Source organism: Polaribacter sp. AHE13PA (genome assembly GCF_019278505.1).
GTDB lineage: Bacteria > Bacteroidota > Bacteroidia > Flavobacteriales > Flavobacteriaceae > Polaribacter.
On the sequence record NZ_CP058985.1, the window covers coordinates 3,996,118 to 4,013,053 of the forward strand.

Below are 16,936 nucleotides of genomic sequence, written 5' to 3' on the forward strand. Positions count from 1 at the left end.
ATGTTTGAGCTCTCTCACATTTTTTTATGGGAAGCGAGTAGTGAAAGCCCATCCCTTGTAGTAACGGCCTAAAAAATATTGATATTTAGCGTTTTAGTTTAAAAAAGGTTTTGTACTTTTGCGCCCACTTACTACGAGATAGTGAGATTTTTAATAATAAAGGTCGAGAACCTTAACAAATTAACAAATTATGTCTGTAAAGATTAGATTACAAAGACACGGTAAAAAAGGGAAACCATTCTATTGGATCGTTGCCGCTGATGCTCGTGCAAAAAGAGATGGTAAATACTTAGAAAAAATAGGTACTTACAATCCTAACGCTAACCCTGCAATTATTGATTTAGATGTAGATTTAGCTGTAACTTGGTTACAAAATGGTGCACAACCAACTGATACTGCAAAAAACATTTTATCTTACAAAGGTGCTATGTTAAAGAATCATTTAGCTGGTGGTGTAAGAAAAGGTGCTTTAACTCAAGAGCAAGCAGATGCAAAATTTGCAGCGTGGGTAGAAGCAAAAGCTACTAAGATTTCTGATAAAGAAGCTGGTTTATCTAAAGCACAATCTGAGGCGAAAGCAGCAGCATTGGCAGCAGAAAAAGCAGTAAATGAAGCAAGAATTGAAGCAGCTAAACCAGTTGTTGAAGAAGTAGCAGAAGAGGTTGTTGCTGAGGCTGAAGAGGCTCCAGAAACTATTGATGATGCAGCAGCAAAAGCAGCAGAATAAATTATAAATTATTACGAAGATGCGTAAAGAAGATTGTTTTTATTTAGGCAAAATCGTTACAAAATATAGTTTTAAAGGTGAAGTTGTTATCAAATTAGATACCGACGAGCCTGAGTTGTATACAGAAATGGAATCAGTTTATGTCGAATTCGGCACAAACTTGGTTCCATTTTTTATTGATAAAAGTTCATTACACAAAGGAAATCAGTTACGTGTTCAGTTTGAAGATGTTTATTCTGATGAAGAAGCAGATTCTATCTTAAAATGTGGTGTTTATTTACCAAATACAATGTTGCCAGAATTAACGGGTGACAAATTTTACTATCATGAAGTAATTGGTTTTACAGTTGTTGATGCTAATTTTGGAGAAGTTGGGCAAATTGTTCATATAAACGACAAAGCAGCGCAACCGCTTTTTGAAATTGACAGGAATGGAACAGAGATTTTTATTCCGATGGTAGATGATTTTATCAAAAAAGTAGATAGAGAGAACAAAACAATTCAAGTAGATACTCCAGAGGGGTTGATTGATTTGTATTTGTCTTAAAATAAAGAGAGGTGTCTGAGTGGTCGAAAGAGCTACCTTGGAAAGGTAGTGTACTGGTAACGGTACCGAGGGTTCGAATCCCTTCCTCTCTACTGAAAAGTATTTATAGCTTACGTTTTAAAGGTTCTATGTTTAAGTACATGGAACTTTTTTTTGTTTTTATAAAGAGATAATATACCTACTTATAATTTAGGCGGAATAAAAAAATGAGTTTCAATTTGATAATTTATATATGTATTTTTTAATGAAATGGTATTTTTGTTTAATTATTTTCTTTATATCATCTTTTTTGATATTTATATGATAATTTGGTCTATGAAAGATAAATAGTTTGCTTAATATATTGTGTTGTTGTTACAATAACTTTAATAAAGTAAAAAAATAAAGTAAAATTTATGCAAGAATATGGAGAATTAGCATTGGCTTTGGTAGCAAAAAACAATCTTAATACATCTGCGATAAATCAAGTAATAGAAACAAGTGAAAGTAATATTTTTCCTGTAGAAAAAACGGATGCATTAATTTGGAAGGAATTAAAGAGTGGTAAAAAAACAGCTTTAGAAGAGCTTTATAATAGATACGTAAATATATTATTTTCTTATGGTATGTATCATTCAAAAGATAGAGGTTATGTTATGGACTGTATCCACGATTTATTTGTAGACTTATATAAATACAAAAACAAGCTTTCTAAAACAGATAATGTTAAGTATTATCTTTTTAAATCTTTAAAAAGGAAAATTAATAAAAAGTATCATAAAAAAAACACTTCTGTTTCTTTAGATGATTTTGATTATGAAATTGATGCTATGAATAAAAAGCATTCAGATTCTTGTGAGAAACTCATTATAACCGAAGAAGGTATTTCCGAAAGAAACTCAAGGTTAAGAAGTGCAATGAAAACTTTAAGTGATAGTCAAAGAAAAGTTTTGAGTTTAAAATTTGAGCAAGAAAAATCTTACGAAGAAATTTCTATAATTATGGAGGTTTCTATTGAATCTGCCAGAACGTCTGTTTATAGAGCAATTAAAGTATTAAGAAAATTAAATTTCAGTGTTTTATTACTACAGTTATCTTTTTATTTTTTATAAAAAACACATTTTAACGTCTATAAAAAACTGAAAATATGCTATTAATAATATAGCAGTCAAATAAAGTTTTTAAACTAATAATAAAGAATATAAAAAGATCATGAAAGTTAATGAATCTAATAAAGTTAAGATTTTACCAATTACAGAATTGGAAAAAACGGCTTTAAAGAATAAAATTTTTAATTCTGTTGATAATCTTAGCTATGGAAAAAGAAATAGAAGAAATAAAGGTTTAGTAATGAGTCTTGCTTTTTCTTTAGTTTTTTTGATAGGTATTGTTTTGTGTTATCAAAATGAACCTAATAGCTCAATTACAGATTTTGTAAATACATCAAAATTGGTAGATTTTAATAAAACGGATGAAGTTGTATTGGTTTTAGGAAATGGAGAAAATTTAAAAATAGAAAAAAAGGATAGTAATATAAATTATTCTAAATCAGGAAAAAAATTAACAATAGGAGAAGATACCGAAATAGAACAAGAAACCTCTAAAAATAGTAAAGTAGCATACAATACACTTATTATACCTTATGGTAAACGATCTAAAATAAATCTTTCAGACGGAACGATTGTTTGGTTAAATTCTGGTTCTAAATTAATATATCCGGTAGTTTTTAATGGAGATAGAAGAGAGTTGTATTTAGAAGGAGAGGCTATTTTTGATGTTGCTCATGATAAAAAACATCCTTTTATTGTAATGTCTAAAGAGCAGGAGGTTAAAGTTTTAGGAACTGTTTTTGGAGTAACAAGTTATCCGGAAGAAGGAGAAATTAATACGGTTTTAAAAAGCGGAAGTGTGCAAATTAGTTATCATAATGATCCAAAATTAAATCATTATTCAGATAAAATTAAAATTACACCTGGTACAAAAGCAACGTATAATAAAGAAACTAAGGGTATTGTATCAGAAAAAGTAAACGTAAATAATTATTTCTCATGGAGAGATGGCGTTTTAATCTTTAAAAACAATGATTTGAGTTATGTTATGAATAGAATTTCTAGATACTATAATTTAAAAGTAGATATTAAAAATAAAAATTTAGCTAAAGAAAAGTTTTCTGGATATTTAGATTTAAACGAAAGCATAGATAAAGTGGTTAAAAATATTAGTGCAAGTACAAATATGAAATATACCTTAGAAGAAGGTAAAATAATAATTAATTAAACAAAAAAAATTATGAAGTAAACTACTATTATTTGAATTAGTAAAAGGCCAGAAGATGCGCCAACATCTTCTGGCTTATTTTAATCACATTGCTGTAGAGAACAGCAAAATTTAATAATCAAAACAAAAATATGAAAAAAAACTCACGCAAAGGAATTTTAATACTTATGAGAATATTTCTATTATTAATTAGTTTGGGAATCACAGCAGGTAATATGAATCCGCTGATGGGACAAACGAAAATAAATATTGATGTAAAAGGAATATCAATAGAAGAATTTTTTGAAGAAATTCAAGGGTCAAGTGATTACATGTTCTTTTATAAGGATGATGTTTTAAACACAAATAAAAAAGTATCAATAAAACTTAATGAAGCGAATATTATTAAGATTTTAGATAAAGCTTTTTCAAAAACCAATTTAAGTTATAGGGTTGATGGAAAGCAAGTTATTGTCAAAAAAACAAAACAAAAACCAACTATTTCTTTAGCTAATAATCAAGTAAAACAAGAAAGGGTGGTTAATGGTTTAGTTGTAGAATCTGAAGGTTTTGCTTTGCCTGGTGTAAGTGTTCATGTAAAAGGAACCTCTACAGGAACTGAAACAGATTTTGATGGTAAATATTCTATTAAAGTACCAGCTGGTGCTGTTTTAGAGTTTTCTTATATAGGTATGATAAAACAAACTGTAACAGTTGGAGATAAAACGGTTATAGATGTTCAAATGGAAGAAAGTACTGCTTCTTTAGAAGAAGTGGTTATTGTTGGTTATGGTTCTTTAAAAAAAGAAGAATTAACGGGTTCTGTTGCAGTAATGAAAGGAACAGAATTAGAACAGGCGCCAACATCTTCTTTTGAGCAATCTCTAAGAGGTGGAGTAGCAGGTATACAAGCAAGTGCTCTTGATGGAGCACCAGGATCAAATACAGAAATTAGAATTAGAGGTATTGGATCTATTAATGCATCTAGTGAGCCTTTATATGTTATAGATGGTATTCCTATTCAAGCAGGTAGCCAGTCTACAAATGATAATGATGGAGCCAGTTCTAATGTAATGGCGTCTATCAATCCAAACGATATTGAGAGTATTAGTATCTTAAAAGATGCTGCTTCTACAGCAATTTATGGATCTAGAGGTGCAAATGGTGTTATTTTAATTACTACAAAACAAGGAAAAACAGGTAAAGCAACTATAGAATTAAAAACATTAACAGGGTTTAATTCTCAAGCATCAAAAAATATTTTAAAACCTTTAAATGCAGCTCAGTATAAAGAATTATATATTGAAGGTTATGTAAATTTAGGACTTACAGAGGCAGAAGCTCAAACACAATTAGATAATTATTATACACAACAAATCGATCCTTCAACAGGTGAAGCTACAGATACAAACTGGTTAGACGCTATAACAAGAACTGGAGTTACACAAAGTTATGATTTAAGTATAAGAGGAGCTACCGATAAAGTTAAATACTTTATGTCTGGTGGTTTTATGGAGCAAGGAAGTTATATTATAGGATATGATTTTTCTAGATTTAGTGGTAGAACTAATTTAGAATATAAAGCAAGTAAATATTTAACAATATCGAATAACATATCAATTGCAAATATTACATCTACAACTGCACCAGATGCAGGTTCTTGGAACAACCCCTTTAAGAGTACTTTAGAGCTATCTCCGTTAATTCCTATTTATGACGAGGAAGGTTTATACAATGCAGATCATTTAGCATATTTTCCAATAGGAAGTAATCCTGTAGGAAGTTTGAGTGGAGACGATTTATGGGAAACAAAAACAAGTAGAATTATTGATAATTTAGCATTTACAGTCACTCCTATAAAGAATTTAATATTTAGATCTCAATGGAATTTTGATATTTTAAGCGTTAACGAATCTACTTATTATAACAGACGTTATGGAACCGGATATGATACAAATGGTTATGCTTATGAAGCAAATACTACCAACAAAACATGGGTAGGTACACAAACGTTAGATTATAGTTTAACATTAAATGATAGTCATAATTTTAACTTTTTAGCAGGTTATGAAGCGCAACAAACCATACGTGAATCATTTTCTGCTTCAGGTTCAGATTTCCCTAACGATGTAGTTAAAACACTAAGTACTGCAGCAGCAGAATATGCGGTTTCTGGTACAAAAACAGAGTATACTTTTAACTCTATGTTTTTAAGAGGTAACTATAATTTTGATCATAAATTTTATCTTTCAGGTAGTGTAAGGCGTGATGGATCTTCAAGATTTGGTGCAGATAATAGATACGGAACATTTTATTCTGTAGGTGCAAGTTGGAATATGTTTAAAGAAAAATTTATTAATAATATTTCTTTTATCGATGTTCTTAAATTAAGAACATCTTATGGTTTAACAGGTAATGCAGCTATTGGTAATTTTGCTTCCTTAGGATTATATGGTTATGGTGATGATTATGACGGCTCTCCCGGAGGTACTCCTCAACAACTTGCAAATCCAGAACTTACATGGGAAACTCAAGAGAATTTTAATATTGGGTTAGATTTTGGTCTTTTTGGTAAAATTAGTGGTACTGTAGAGTATTTTGATAGACAATCTTCAGATCTTATTTTAGATGTTCCTATTTCTCCAACAACAGGGTTTACAGAATTAACACAAAACTTTGGATCTATGTCTAATAAAGGTTTAGAAATTACTTTAAATGCAGACATTATTAGTAATAAAGATTTTAGATGGAGTGTTGGTTTTAATACAACTTTTATTAAAAATGAAATTACAGATTTAGATGAAGATTATACAAGCGGAGCTTTTAGAAGACAAGTAGGACAAGACTTTCAGTCTTTTTATATGTATGGTTGGGCAGGTGTAGATCAAACAAACGGAGATGTACAATATTTTACAGATGCTAGTGAAACTACCATAACAAATGATATTGGAGATGCAGAGCGTTATTTATCAGGTAAGTCTGCAACACCAGATTTTTACGGTGGTTTTAATACTTCTTTTTCTTACAAAGGCTTTAGCTTAAATGCTGGTTTTATGTATTCTTCTGGTAATTATTTGTTTGATAGTAGAGCAAAAGGATCTTTAGGAGATGGTAGATTAACACCAAGAAGTACTGCTACATATGTTTACGAAAATAGGTGGGTAGAAGGTAAAACAGATGCTTTATTCCCTAAGTTTCAATGGGGAGGACAATCTGGTAGTAATCAAGGTAATGTTACAAGATGGTTGTACGATGGTAGTTTTATCCGTTTAAAAGATTTAACACTAGCATATGATGTTCCTGAAAAAGTAGCTTCATTATTACACCTTAGTTCTGCAAGAATATACGCAAGAGGTACAAACTTATTAACGTTTACTAAAGATAAAGATTTATACATAGATCCAGAACAATCTATAAGCGGGAGCTATAATGGATTAACGCCAGCGATGAAAACTATTTCTGTAGGACTAGATATTAAACTGTAATTTAAAAAGAAACTCATGAAAAAATATAATAAAATATTACTATTGATTATGGTAGGGTTCTTCTTATCATGTTCAGAATCATTTTTAGAACTTACACCTCAATCTTCAGTTGCAAACGAAGATGCTATTACAAATTTAGAGGATTTAGAAACTTCTATTACAGGTGTGTATGACGAAATTCAAGGAGCATATTATTACGGTAGATACATGTTTATGGTTCCAGATGTTTTGTCTGACGATGTAAAGCAAAATTTATCAGCAAATAGAATTGTAGACTATGCAGAACACGTTCAAAACGTATCTGATGGTCAGGCAAATGCCTTATGGACTGGAATGTATTTTGCAAATAATGCCTTAAATAATATTATTAATTCTGATGTAGAAGTTACAGCATCATCTCAAGCTAGTAAAGAACATATTTTAGGAGAAGCACACGCTTTAAGAGGTTTAATCTATTTTGATTTGGTAAAGTTGTTTGCGCAACACTATACATTTACATCAGATGCAAGTCATGCGGGAGTACCTTTAATACTAGAGTTTGACCCAACATTAGAACCATCAAGAAATACTGTAGAAGAGGTTTATAATCAGGTGATTTTAGATATGACAACGGCTTTATCTTTAATGAGTGATACTTCTAGAAGCTCAAATTCTAGTACATTATCAGCGATATCAGTCAAAGCTTTATTGTCTAGAGTTTATTTGTATAAAGAAGATTGGGCAAATGCAGAAGCAATGGCTACCGATGTAATTAATGCAGGTTATAGTTTGGTTGATAATGACAATTACGCAACATTATGGGATAACGATAATACTTCTGAATCGATTTTTGAAATTTCTATGACAGAATCAGACAACGTAGGAGGTAACGGTATTGCTGGTTTATACATTTCTGCAGCAGCAGGTGGTTACGGAGATTATTTACCATCTAACGACGTTGTTTCTTTATATGACGCAGACGATGTAAGAATGGAGAATTTTGTAATAGATGAAAATTTAGTAGGAGATTATGCGCCTTATAGAGTAGACAAATACTCACATGTTTTGGGGTATGATAATGTAAAAGTTGTACGTCTTGCAGAAATTTATTTAATAAGAGCAGAAGCAAGAGCACAAATAGGTACAGATATTACTGGAGCTCAAGAAGATTTAGATGTAATTCGTAAGAGAGCGCTACCTACAGCAATAAGTACAACGAGTACAGGAGATGATTTAATAGACGCTATTTTTCTAGAAAGAAGATTAGAACTTTGTTTTGAAGGACAAAGATTATGGGATTTAATGCGAAGAAAAAAAGATATTGTAAGAACAAATTGTACATCTAGTGCTTGTTTTATTTCTTATGCAGATGATACCAATATATTGCCAATACCACAGGATGAAACAGATGTAAATCCTAATATAGAGCAAAACCCAGGATACTAATTATATGATTATCCCCCAAAATATTAAAGACACATATTGGTAAAAGTAAAAGTTGTTTTCAATGTGTGTCTTTAACTTATGACAGTCAAGAATTCTATATACTTAGCGTTTTGGGGTGTCTTTCTGTTCATGTAAATTCAATTATAAAAAATAAAATATTTTGGAAAAAAATCGTAGAAATTTAATAAAACTATTATCAATTGGTACAATTTTTCCTACTCAGATAGCAAGTACTTTTGCATCAATATTAGAATCTGTTGATATTAATCCGAATCAAAAAATATCTAATAATTTGATAAAAAACCTTCAAGACACTAAAATTGAAGAGTTGTATAAAAAAGCAATGGTTATTGATGGACTTATTATTCCGAAAGGTTGGAATAAAGATTCTTTTGATGCTTTAGCAAAAACGGGATACTCTGGTTTTGGTACCTCTTTACTTTCTGGAAATTTAAAATCAGCTTTAAAAAATATAACAGAATGGGATAATCGTATTAAAAATAATTCGGATGTATTAATAAAAGCAACAAGTGCAGCAGATTTTATCAGAGCTAAAAAAGAAAATAAAACAGCTGTTTTATACGGATTTCAAAATGCCACAATGATGGAGAAATCTATAAAAAACCTCGATACTTTATATGATGCTGGTACACGCTGGATTCAATTAACCTATAATCAAAGAAATTTGTTAGGTGATGGAAGTACAGAGCGTACAGATTGTGGTTTATCAGATTTTGGAATTGAAGCCATAGAACGTATGAACGAACTTGGTATTATGATTGATTTATCGCATTGCGGAAAAGAGACAACCAACGACGGAATTAAGTTTAGTAAAACCGGAGCATGTTTTAATCACACGATGTGTGAGTCTTTGTATAAAAATCATCCAAGATCTAAAACCGATGCGCAAATAAAAGCCATGGCAGATAAAGGTGGTATTATGGGAGTAATTTGTTTGGGGTATATGATTGGACCAGAATTAGGTACAAAAACAACCTTAGAAACTTATGTAGATCATATAGATCATGTTGTTAAAATTGCAGGAATAGATCATGTTGGTGTTGCTGCAGATTTTGCAATACAAGGTTTACAAGCAACAGGAGCAACAAAAGAAAACTGGTATGTACCTAGGTTAACAAAATTTAAACCTTCGTATAAAGTACAATGGCCACCTTGGATCCCGGAATTAGATAAGCCAGATCGTTATTTACAAGTAGCTAAAATTTTAGATAAAAGAGGTTACAGTACAGGAGATATCGAAAAAATATTAGGACTTAATTGGTTAAGGTACTTTAAAGACACTTTAAAATCGTAATTAACAAATATTGTGTCTATATAAATAGAGATAGTTGCTTATTTATAGTAATAGATTCTAATTAATTATAACTAAAATTATGAAATATATTTTATTTGCAGCGTTTTATAGTTGCGTACTTTCTATCCATGCTCAGAAATCAAATTTCTTTAATAATAGTAGAACCATTTTAGGAATTGATAAAGAACGAACAGCTTCTATGGGAATTGGTGATATTGATAGTGATGGCGATTTAGATGTTGTTATTGCTAATGGTAGGCATTGGCCAGGACAGAATAAAATCTTTATAAATAATGGTCGCGGAATTTTTACAGTTTCTAAAAACTTAGGTACAGAACAAGAAACGAGTTATTCTACAGAGCTTGCAGATTTTGATGGAGATGGAGATTTAGATATTGCTGTTGGTAACGATATGGCTCCTAATTTTATTTTTATAAATGATGGAAAGGGAAATTTTATCAAAGGAGCATCTTTTGGAGGTAAATACAGACCTACTAGAAATATTGTTGTTGCAGATTTAGATAACGATGGCGATAAAGATATATTGATTACTAATAGAGGTAGAGAAAACGAAATTTGTTTAAATAACGGAAAAGGTGTTTTTACAGAAGTTATTGGTTTCGGAAACAAAAAAGATTCTACCATAGATGTTGAGGTTGCTGATATGAATGGTGATGGATATTTAGATTTGATTTTAGCAAATAGAGATGATCAACCAAATTACGTCTACCTAAACGATGGTAATTTAAAGTTTAGTAAAAAAATAGCTTACGGTACAGGTAATGATGTTACAAGATCTGTAGCTGTTTTAGATATTGATAAAGATGGTTACAAAGATATTATTACTGTAAATATTGGTGAGCCTAACGTTATTTATTTTGGAAGTAAAGCAGGGATTTATAATCGTAAAATTGTTTTTGACGCAAGTTCAGATAAATCATATTCTTTATCTATTGGCGATTTAAATGGTGATGGAGAAACAGATATTATTATAGGAAATACAGGGTCACCAAATAATGTTTTTATCAATTCTAATAACGGCACAAGTTGGACTAAAATTCAGTTAAATGACGAGAAATTTAGTACATATGATATTCTAACGTTTGATTTAAATGGTGATAAAAAACTAGATATTATAGAAAGTAATTCAGGCGAATTAAATCAATTTTACTTTAATAAATTCACTCCAAAATTTCCTTGATTTTAATCAAGATTGATATTTATAACTCTTAAAAAATATAAAATGATATATAAAAATAAATCAAAGCATAAAATGAAACAGGCAGGTTACTTATTAAAATTAGGTGTGCTGCTTTTAGTTACAGGATGTTCTACAAGTACTCCATCAAAATGGGAAAACATAAACGAAAAAGGCGCTTTCTTGGTATATAGAAGACAATCTTTAATTGGTAAAGAAACCTATTCTATTACATCAACGAAAGATTCAATTATTGTAAAATCACTTCAAGGAGAAAACGAAAGAGGTAGAATTACAGGAGTAGAAGCAGAGTTACATTTAGATATAAATTTAAATCCTTCTTCTTACAGAAATAGACGTATTACAAAAAATGATACAATTGTTAATTTAGAAGTTAAAAAAACTGCTGATGGAATTTCTGTTTGGGAAAAAAATAGAGATTTTGTAAAAAAGGAAAATAGAGATTTTTTTCCAGTTCATAGTAATATTCCTGCAGGTGTAGAAATGATGTTATATCAATATTATTTTAAACAAGGCGGTACAGGAAGTATTCCTACTTTACCAAGAGGAGGAATTACTATGAATTTTATTCAAAAAGATACCGTACAAATTAAAGGTGAAAAAGTACCTTTAAAAAGATATGTTGTAGAAGGTATTAATTGGGGAGGAAGAACTATTTGGGTAGATGAAGTAAATAATTTAGTGGCACTTGTTAAGGCAAATACACAAATTAGAGAATATATTAAAGAAGGTTACGAAGAAGCAAAACCATTTTTTGTACAAGGAAATGTAGAAGAAGAAATGGCTGCATTATCAAAATTCACTAAAGATTTAAAAGGTACTCAAGCAAAAGTAAAAGCATTTGTTGGTGGAAATATTGTAGATGGACTTAGCAACACTGCTAAAGAGGATATGACTTTAATTATTACAGACGGAACGATTTCTAAAATAGGAAAACGTTCTGAAGTGGAAATTCCTGAAGGAGCAGAAGTTATTGATGTAAAAGGAAAAATATTAATTCCTGGTTTGTGGGATATGCATGCGCATTCTAATCAAGTAGATTGGGCACCAGCATATTTAGCAGGTGGTGTTACGACAATTCGTGATAACGGAAATGAGCTAGAATTTGCAACATCATTTAGAGATGCCATTGCAAAAGAAGGCGCAATTGGACCAGATATTTTATTAGCAGGTATGACAGATGGAGCCGGAATACAAGGTAACGGAGTTATAAGAGCAAGAACTGTTGAAGAAGCAAAAAAAGTAGCAGATTTATATTTTTCTAACGGATACAAACAAATAAAAATTTACTCTTCAGTAAGTTCAGAATTAACAAAAGTATTGGCAGAAGAAGGACATAAAAGAGGTATGTCTATTACAGGTCATGTGCCAAAAGAAATTGGTAACGCACGTGGTGCTATTGATGCAGGAATGGATATGTTAAGTCATAGGTCTAGAATTTTAACGGTATTATTTCCTGGTAAAACAGTTAAGGAATTAGGTAGTTATTATATTAATGAAAATGATATTTCGCAGAAACAAATAGACGAAGCTATTGCTTATCTATTAAAGCATAAAACAGTTTTAGATCCAACAATTGCTCTAGATGTAGCAAGAGCAATGACTAAAGGATCTGTTTTAGAAGCCATAGAACCATTTTCTGATAGGATAGCGTATGAATTATTTGAAGGGAAAAGATTTAGAACAGGTTTATCTGCAAAAAGAGCAGAAACTGCAAAAGCAGATTATATAAAAGCAATGGGAATTCTTGGTCAATTTTATAAGGCAGGAGTGCCAATTGTTGCAGGGACAGATAATATTGTACCCGTTTTTGGTTTGTATTTAGAGTTAGAAACATATCAGAAATACGGAGGAATGACACCGTTAGAAGCTATAAAAACAGCTACAATTGTACCGGCAACAGCAATGGGGTTAGGGGATAAAACAGGAACTTTAGAAATAGGAAAAGAAGGTGATATTGCTATTTTAGACAAAAACCCTTTGTTAGATATTTCTAACATAAGAACTGTTTCTGCAGTAGTTACTAATGGGAATTATTATAAAAGTAATCCGTTATGGAAAGCAGCCGATTTTAAACCGGCAGAATAATTTTAGGATTTAAAATTTTATAAAATAAAAAAGAAATTAAATATTAAAATTATGAGTAAAATTATAAAGTTACTTTTTGTTACTCTTTTAATGATTGGTTGTGCTAAGCAAGAGCTAAAAGAAATGCCAGATAAAGATTACAATCCAGAGGCAAAATTAAAAGAATTGAATATTGTGTTGCCAAGTCCGCCACAACCTGTTGCAAATTATGTAAACGGAGTTAGAACTGGGAATCTTATTTTCTTGGCAGGAAAAGGTCCAAAACATGTAGACGGAACAGAAGTTACAGGGAAATTAGGACAAGATATTACAATTGACCAAGGTTATGCTGCAGCAAGATTAACAGCAATAAATCAACTAGCAGTTTTAAAACATATGTTGGGTGATTTAAATAAGGTAAAACGAATTGTAAAGGTTTTAGGTTTGGTAAATTCAGATCCTAATTTTGTAGAACAACCAAAAGTAATTAATGGTTTTTCTGATTTAATGGTAGATGTTTTTGGAGAAAAAGGAAAACATGCAAGAGCTGCCGTTGGTATGGCATCATTACCACGTGCACAAGCGGTAGAAATTGAGTTGATTGTAGAAGTTTATGATTAATTATAAAAAACAACATATGAAAATAAGTTACAGAAAATTAAAACAAAAATCAATAGTAAAGTTACTTTTCTTATTGATATTTATCTTAAGTTTTACTCAAAATAGTAAAGCCCAAGAATTAAAATTAAAATATTTTGGAGGAGCAGGTTGGGAAATGATAGAGGGCAATTTAAATATTTTAGTCGATCCATATATTTCTAGATTAAAGTTAGGTGATAGCCCATCGAATAGTAAAGATGATACTCGTAAAAATTATTATCCAACAGATATTTATGTATCAGATACGGCAACTATCAACAAAGTACTTACAAATAAAGTAGATTATATTTTAGTACATCATTCACATTTAGATCATTTGGCAGACGTTCCTTACATCGCAAAAAAAACAGGAGCAACAGTAATTGCAACAGAAACAAGTTGTATGATTTTAAAAGCAGCTGGTGTTCCAGAAAAACAATTACTTAGAGTAAAAGGAGGAGAAGACTATCAGTTTGATGAGTTTTCTGTAAGGGTAATTCCGTCTATTCATTCGGCTTTAGGTGATAAGCATTATTACGATTCTAGAATACATAAAGAGGAATTAGCCTTGCCGTTAAAATTAGAAGATTTTATAGAAGGAAAATCGTTAATGTTTTTAATTCGTTTTAAAAATCATAAAGTATTAACAGCGGGTTCTATGAACTTTTTAGAAAGAGAAGTGGCAGGTTTAAAACCAGATATTATTTTACCAGGAGTTAATTTTTCTAGGTTAGAAATTTATAAATATACAGAGCGTTTAATGCAGTTAACAAACTTTCCTAAAATAGTAATTCCAACACATTGGGATAATTTTAGAGTGCCTTATGGATTTTCTCAAGAAGATGCTATAGAAAAAAAAATCAATCCATTTTTAGAAGAAGTAAAATTCGCATCACCAAAATCTAAAGTGATTGTTCCTGTACATTTAGAAACAATAATTATAAAATAAAGAGAATATTAAAGATAGCTTTTCCATCATTCGTTTTTTAATATTAAGTGATAGAAAAGTTATTTATTCTAAACATTAAATTGAAATAGCTCTTTTCCTTCTGATAAAAAAAGTACTTTTACCGCCATTTTAATTTCACTCATGAAACCATTCAAATTTAAAGAATTTACCATTCAGCAAGATAAAACGGCTATGAAAGTTGGTACAGATGGTGTTTTATTAGGTGCATGGTGTTCTGTAGCTGATTATCCGGATACTATTTTAGATATTGGGGCAGGAACAGGCGTAATAGCGTTGATGATTGCACAACGTTCAGACGCTATGACCATTGACGCGGTTGAGGTAGATGAAAATGCCTACGAGCAAACCGTATTTAATTTTGAAGAATCCGATTGGGGAGATCGTTTGTATTGTTACAACGCTACTTTTGCGGAATTTGCAGATGAAATTGCAGAAGAGGAGGAAACCTATGATTTAATTGTTTCTAATCCGCCCTTTTATACGGATGATTTTGAAACTGAAGATGCTGCTAGAAATAAAGCGCGTTTTACGTCTTCTCTTTCTTTTGAAGAATTGATTATTGGAGTGGCTAAAATATTATCTGAAAATGGGAAATTTTGTGTGGTGATTCCTTTTAAGGAGGAAGAAAATTTTATCAATCTTGCAAGGGGAAATCAATTGTTTTTGAATAGAATTTGTAGGGTTAAAGGAAATGAAACTTCTGAAGTTAAAAGGTGTTTATTAGAGTTTTCTTTTAATGAGTCTGAGTTACAAGAAGAAAACTTGGTTATAGAAATTGCACGTCATCAATATACCGAAGATTATATTAATTTAACGAAGGACTTTTATTTGAAGATGTAGTGTTTTAACCGCTGCTAAGGTCGCAAAAGTTGGGCGTTTTTACTCTGTGAACCTCTGTGCAACTCCGTGTAACAATCCTATCCAACCACATAATTAGGATTATACCCTAAATAAGAAACTTCTTTTTCTATAAACTTTATTCCGTAATTTTCTAATTCTTTTAAAATTGGTTCATAGACTTCTTTTGTAATTGGTAGTTGCACTCCGGGTGTTTTAATTTCTCCTTTTAGAATTTTTAAAGCAGCAATTGCAACTGGTAAACCTACCGTTTTTGACATGGCTGTATAGGTTTGGTTTTCTCCAATTACGGTTAAACTACTTTCTATTTGATGTTTTTCTCCATTCAATTCATAACCGAAAAGATGTTGCATTACAATCATGTCTTTATCGGCTTCTTGCAAAGTCCAAGAGTCTTCTAGTATTGTTTGAAGCATTTGAGCCGGAGTCGCATTTTTAAGTCCAATTTTTTTATTCGGATTAAAAATATCAAGTTCAATTAGCTTTTCCCACATAACATCATCTTGATCTATTTTTAAGTAAGAACGCAACTTTAACTCTACAGAATCAGAAGGTGAATAGGCTAAAAATAAGTTGACAAAATCTCGGTAACTCATGTTTTCAGAATCTTCTATGGTGTAAGAATCGTCTGTCATACCTAACTGTACAAATATATTCCAAGCTCTAGAAAAACCTACTCTTCTAATAGTTCCTCGGTACATGGTTGGTATATCATCTAAGCCATAAACACTTCTGTATTTTAGTGAATCTCTATTGGCGTATGCCTCAAAATTACTGTCATTGATTTTTAAAAATTCGGTTCTTCTAAATAATTTGTGATACGGAATGTATTTATAAGTACTTTCTTGAATAAACATTGCAGCACCTCCTTGTCCTGCTAATACCACATTTCTTGGGTTCCATGTAAATTTGTAGTTCCATAAGTTATTGTCGCTTTCTGGTGCTACTAATCCTCCGCAAAAAGATTCGAATAACAACATCTTAGCACCTCTATTTCTAATTTTATCAAGTATTTGCATGGCACTCATGTGATCGATTCCTGGGTCTAACCCAATTTCATTCATGAGGATTAAACCTTTTTCTTTAGCTTGTTTATCTAATGCTTTCATTTCATCAGAAACATAAGAAGCTGTTACCATGTGTTTGTTAAAAAGAATGCAATCTTTAGCTACTTCAATATGAAATCTTGCGGGTAACATGGAGATTACAATGTCTATTTTTTTAATGATTCTTTGACGCTGCTCGGTATTGAAAACATCTAGAATGACGCTTTTTGCGTTTTTATGATTGTTGGTAAGCTTGTCTGCGTTTATAGTAGAAATATCACCAATTGTTATTTTTAAGTTTTCTTCATCAGATTTTTCTAACAAATACTTTATTAGAAAAGAACTTGATTTTCCTGCACCAATAATTAGAATATTTTTCATCAATATATCTTATTTTTGTAGT

Annotated in this window: 13 protein-coding genes and 1 tRNA gene; 13 read left to right on the forward strand and 1 reads right to left on the reverse strand. The window is 30.9% G+C overall.

All coding sequences use genetic code 11. The features are described from left to right. The first annotated feature begins 190 nt into the window (after nucleotides 1-190). The 13 genes from H0I28_RS16865 to H0I28_RS16925 all read left to right on the forward strand — a co-directional run bounded on the left by H0I28_RS16865 (nucleotide 191) and on the right by H0I28_RS16925 (nucleotide 15,469). Nucleotides 191-727 (forward strand): 30S ribosomal protein S16, encoded by a 537-nt coding sequence (locus H0I28_RS16865; RefSeq protein WP_218732557.1) that lies wholly within the window; start codon nucleotides 191-193, stop codon nucleotides 725-727. A gap of 19 nt (nucleotides 728-746) precedes the next feature. After that, nucleotides 747-1,274: a ribosome maturation factor RimM gene (gene rimM, locus H0I28_RS16870; RefSeq protein WP_218732558.1), complete on the forward strand. Its 528-nt coding sequence runs from the start codon at nucleotides 747-749 to the stop codon at nucleotides 1,272-1,274. A 5-nt stretch (nucleotides 1,275-1,279) separates the two neighbouring features. Beyond that, nucleotides 1,280-1,366: transfer RNA gene (locus H0I28_RS16875), tRNA-Ser, on the forward strand. Nucleotides 1,367-1,669: 303 nt separating this feature from the next. Next, the gene (locus H0I28_RS16880; RefSeq protein WP_218759866.1) at nucleotides 1,670-2,365 is read left to right on the forward strand and encodes an RNA polymerase sigma factor; all 696 of its coding nucleotides are present in this window, start codon (nucleotides 1,670-1,672) and stop codon (nucleotides 2,363-2,365) included. A gap of 100 nt (nucleotides 2,366-2,465) precedes the next feature. Continuing rightward, nucleotides 2,466-3,530, forward strand: coding sequence for a FecR family protein (locus tag H0I28_RS16885; RefSeq protein ID WP_218759868.1), 1,065 nt, complete (start codon nucleotides 2,466-2,468; stop codon nucleotides 3,528-3,530). 131 nt (nucleotides 3,531-3,661) lie between these two features. Next, nucleotides 3,662-6,994 (forward strand): TonB-dependent receptor, encoded by a 3,333-nt coding sequence (locus tag H0I28_RS16890; RefSeq protein ID WP_218759870.1) that lies wholly within the window; start codon nucleotides 3,662-3,664, stop codon nucleotides 6,992-6,994. 15 nt (nucleotides 6,995-7,009) lie between these two features. Continuing rightward, nucleotides 7,010-8,419 carry a RagB/SusD family nutrient uptake outer membrane protein gene (locus H0I28_RS16895; RefSeq protein WP_218759872.1) on the forward strand — a complete coding sequence of 470 codons (1,410 nt, stop codon included), beginning with the start codon at nucleotides 7,010-7,012 and terminating at the stop codon, nucleotides 8,417-8,419. Between the two features lie 160 nt (nucleotides 8,420-8,579). Next, nucleotides 8,580-9,734 carry a dipeptidase gene (locus tag H0I28_RS16900; RefSeq protein WP_218732563.1) on the forward strand — a complete coding sequence of 385 codons (1,155 nt, stop codon included), beginning with the start codon at nucleotides 8,580-8,582 and terminating at the stop codon, nucleotides 9,732-9,734. Nucleotides 9,735-9,813: 79 nt separating this feature from the next. After that, nucleotides 9,814-10,935, forward strand: a complete 1,122-nt coding sequence (locus H0I28_RS16905; protein ID WP_218759873.1) for a VCBS repeat-containing protein — start codon at nucleotides 9,814-9,816, stop codon at nucleotides 10,933-10,935. 42 nt (nucleotides 10,936-10,977) lie between these two features. After that, complete coding sequence (locus tag H0I28_RS16910; RefSeq protein WP_218759874.1) at nucleotides 10,978-13,041, forward strand: amidohydrolase family protein; 2,064 nt, start codon at nucleotides 10,978-10,980, stop codon at nucleotides 13,039-13,041. A 51-nt stretch (nucleotides 13,042-13,092) separates the two neighbouring features. Further along, complete coding sequence (locus H0I28_RS16915) at nucleotides 13,093-13,641, forward strand: RidA family protein (RefSeq protein WP_218732566.1); 549 nt, start codon at nucleotides 13,093-13,095, stop codon at nucleotides 13,639-13,641. 16 nt (nucleotides 13,642-13,657) lie between these two features. Then, a complete protein-coding gene (locus H0I28_RS16920; protein WP_218752116.1) occupies nucleotides 13,658-14,608 on the forward strand; it encodes an MBL fold metallo-hydrolase in 951 nt (316 codons plus the stop codon). Between the two features lie 141 nt (nucleotides 14,609-14,749). Then, on the forward strand, nucleotides 14,750-15,469 hold the full coding sequence (locus H0I28_RS16925) for a tRNA1(Val) (adenine(37)-N6)-methyltransferase (RefSeq protein ID WP_218759875.1): 720 nt from the start codon (nucleotides 14,750-14,752) through the stop codon (nucleotides 15,467-15,469). Nucleotides 15,470-15,546: 77 nt separating this feature from the next. Here the strand turns inward: H0I28_RS16925 and H0I28_RS16930 are convergent, their stop codons facing one another. Then, the gene (locus H0I28_RS16930) at nucleotides 15,547-16,914 is read right to left on the reverse strand and encodes a saccharopine dehydrogenase family protein (protein ID WP_218759876.1); all 1,368 of its coding nucleotides are present in this window, start codon (nucleotides 16,912-16,914) and stop codon (nucleotides 15,547-15,549) included. Between the last annotated feature and the right edge of the window lie 22 nt (nucleotides 16,915-16,936).

What these genes read in the sequence shown, in the direction of transcription:
- H0I28_RS16880 (WP_218759866.1), top strand. Translation starts at nt 1,670, where the DNA reads ATGCAAGAATATGGAGAATTAGCATTGGCTTTGGTAGCAAAAAACAAT.
- H0I28_RS16920 (WP_218752116.1), top strand. Translation starts at nt 13,658, where the DNA reads ATGAAAATAAGTTACAGAAAATTAAAACAAAAATCAATAGTAAAGTTA.
- rimM (WP_218732558.1), top strand. Translation starts at nt 747, where the DNA reads ATGCGTAAAGAAGATTGTTTTTATTTAGGCAAAATCGTTACAAAATAT.
- H0I28_RS16895 (WP_218759872.1), top strand. Translation starts at nt 7,010, where the DNA reads ATGAAAAAATATAATAAAATATTACTATTGATTATGGTAGGGTTCTTC.
- H0I28_RS16890 (WP_218759870.1), top strand. Translation starts at nt 3,662, where the DNA reads ATGAAAAAAAACTCACGCAAAGGAATTTTAATACTTATGAGAATATTT.
- H0I28_RS16865 (WP_218732557.1), top strand. Translation starts at nt 191, where the DNA reads ATGTCTGTAAAGATTAGATTACAAAGACACGGTAAAAAAGGGAAACCA.
- H0I28_RS16905 (WP_218759873.1), top strand. Translation starts at nt 9,814, where the DNA reads ATGAAATATATTTTATTTGCAGCGTTTTATAGTTGCGTACTTTCTATC.
- H0I28_RS16885 (WP_218759868.1), top strand. Translation starts at nt 2,466, where the DNA reads ATGAAAGTTAATGAATCTAATAAAGTTAAGATTTTACCAATTACAGAA.
- H0I28_RS16930 (WP_218759876.1), bottom strand. Translation starts at nt 16,914, where the DNA reads ATGAAAAATATTCTAATTATTGGTGCAGGAAAATCAAGTTCTTTTCTA.
- H0I28_RS16915 (WP_218732566.1), top strand. Translation starts at nt 13,093, where the DNA reads ATGAGTAAAATTATAAAGTTACTTTTTGTTACTCTTTTAATGATTGGT.
- H0I28_RS16925 (WP_218759875.1), top strand. Translation starts at nt 14,750, where the DNA reads ATGAAACCATTCAAATTTAAAGAATTTACCATTCAGCAAGATAAAACG.
- H0I28_RS16910 (WP_218759874.1), top strand. Translation starts at nt 10,978, where the DNA reads ATGATATATAAAAATAAATCAAAGCATAAAATGAAACAGGCAGGTTAC.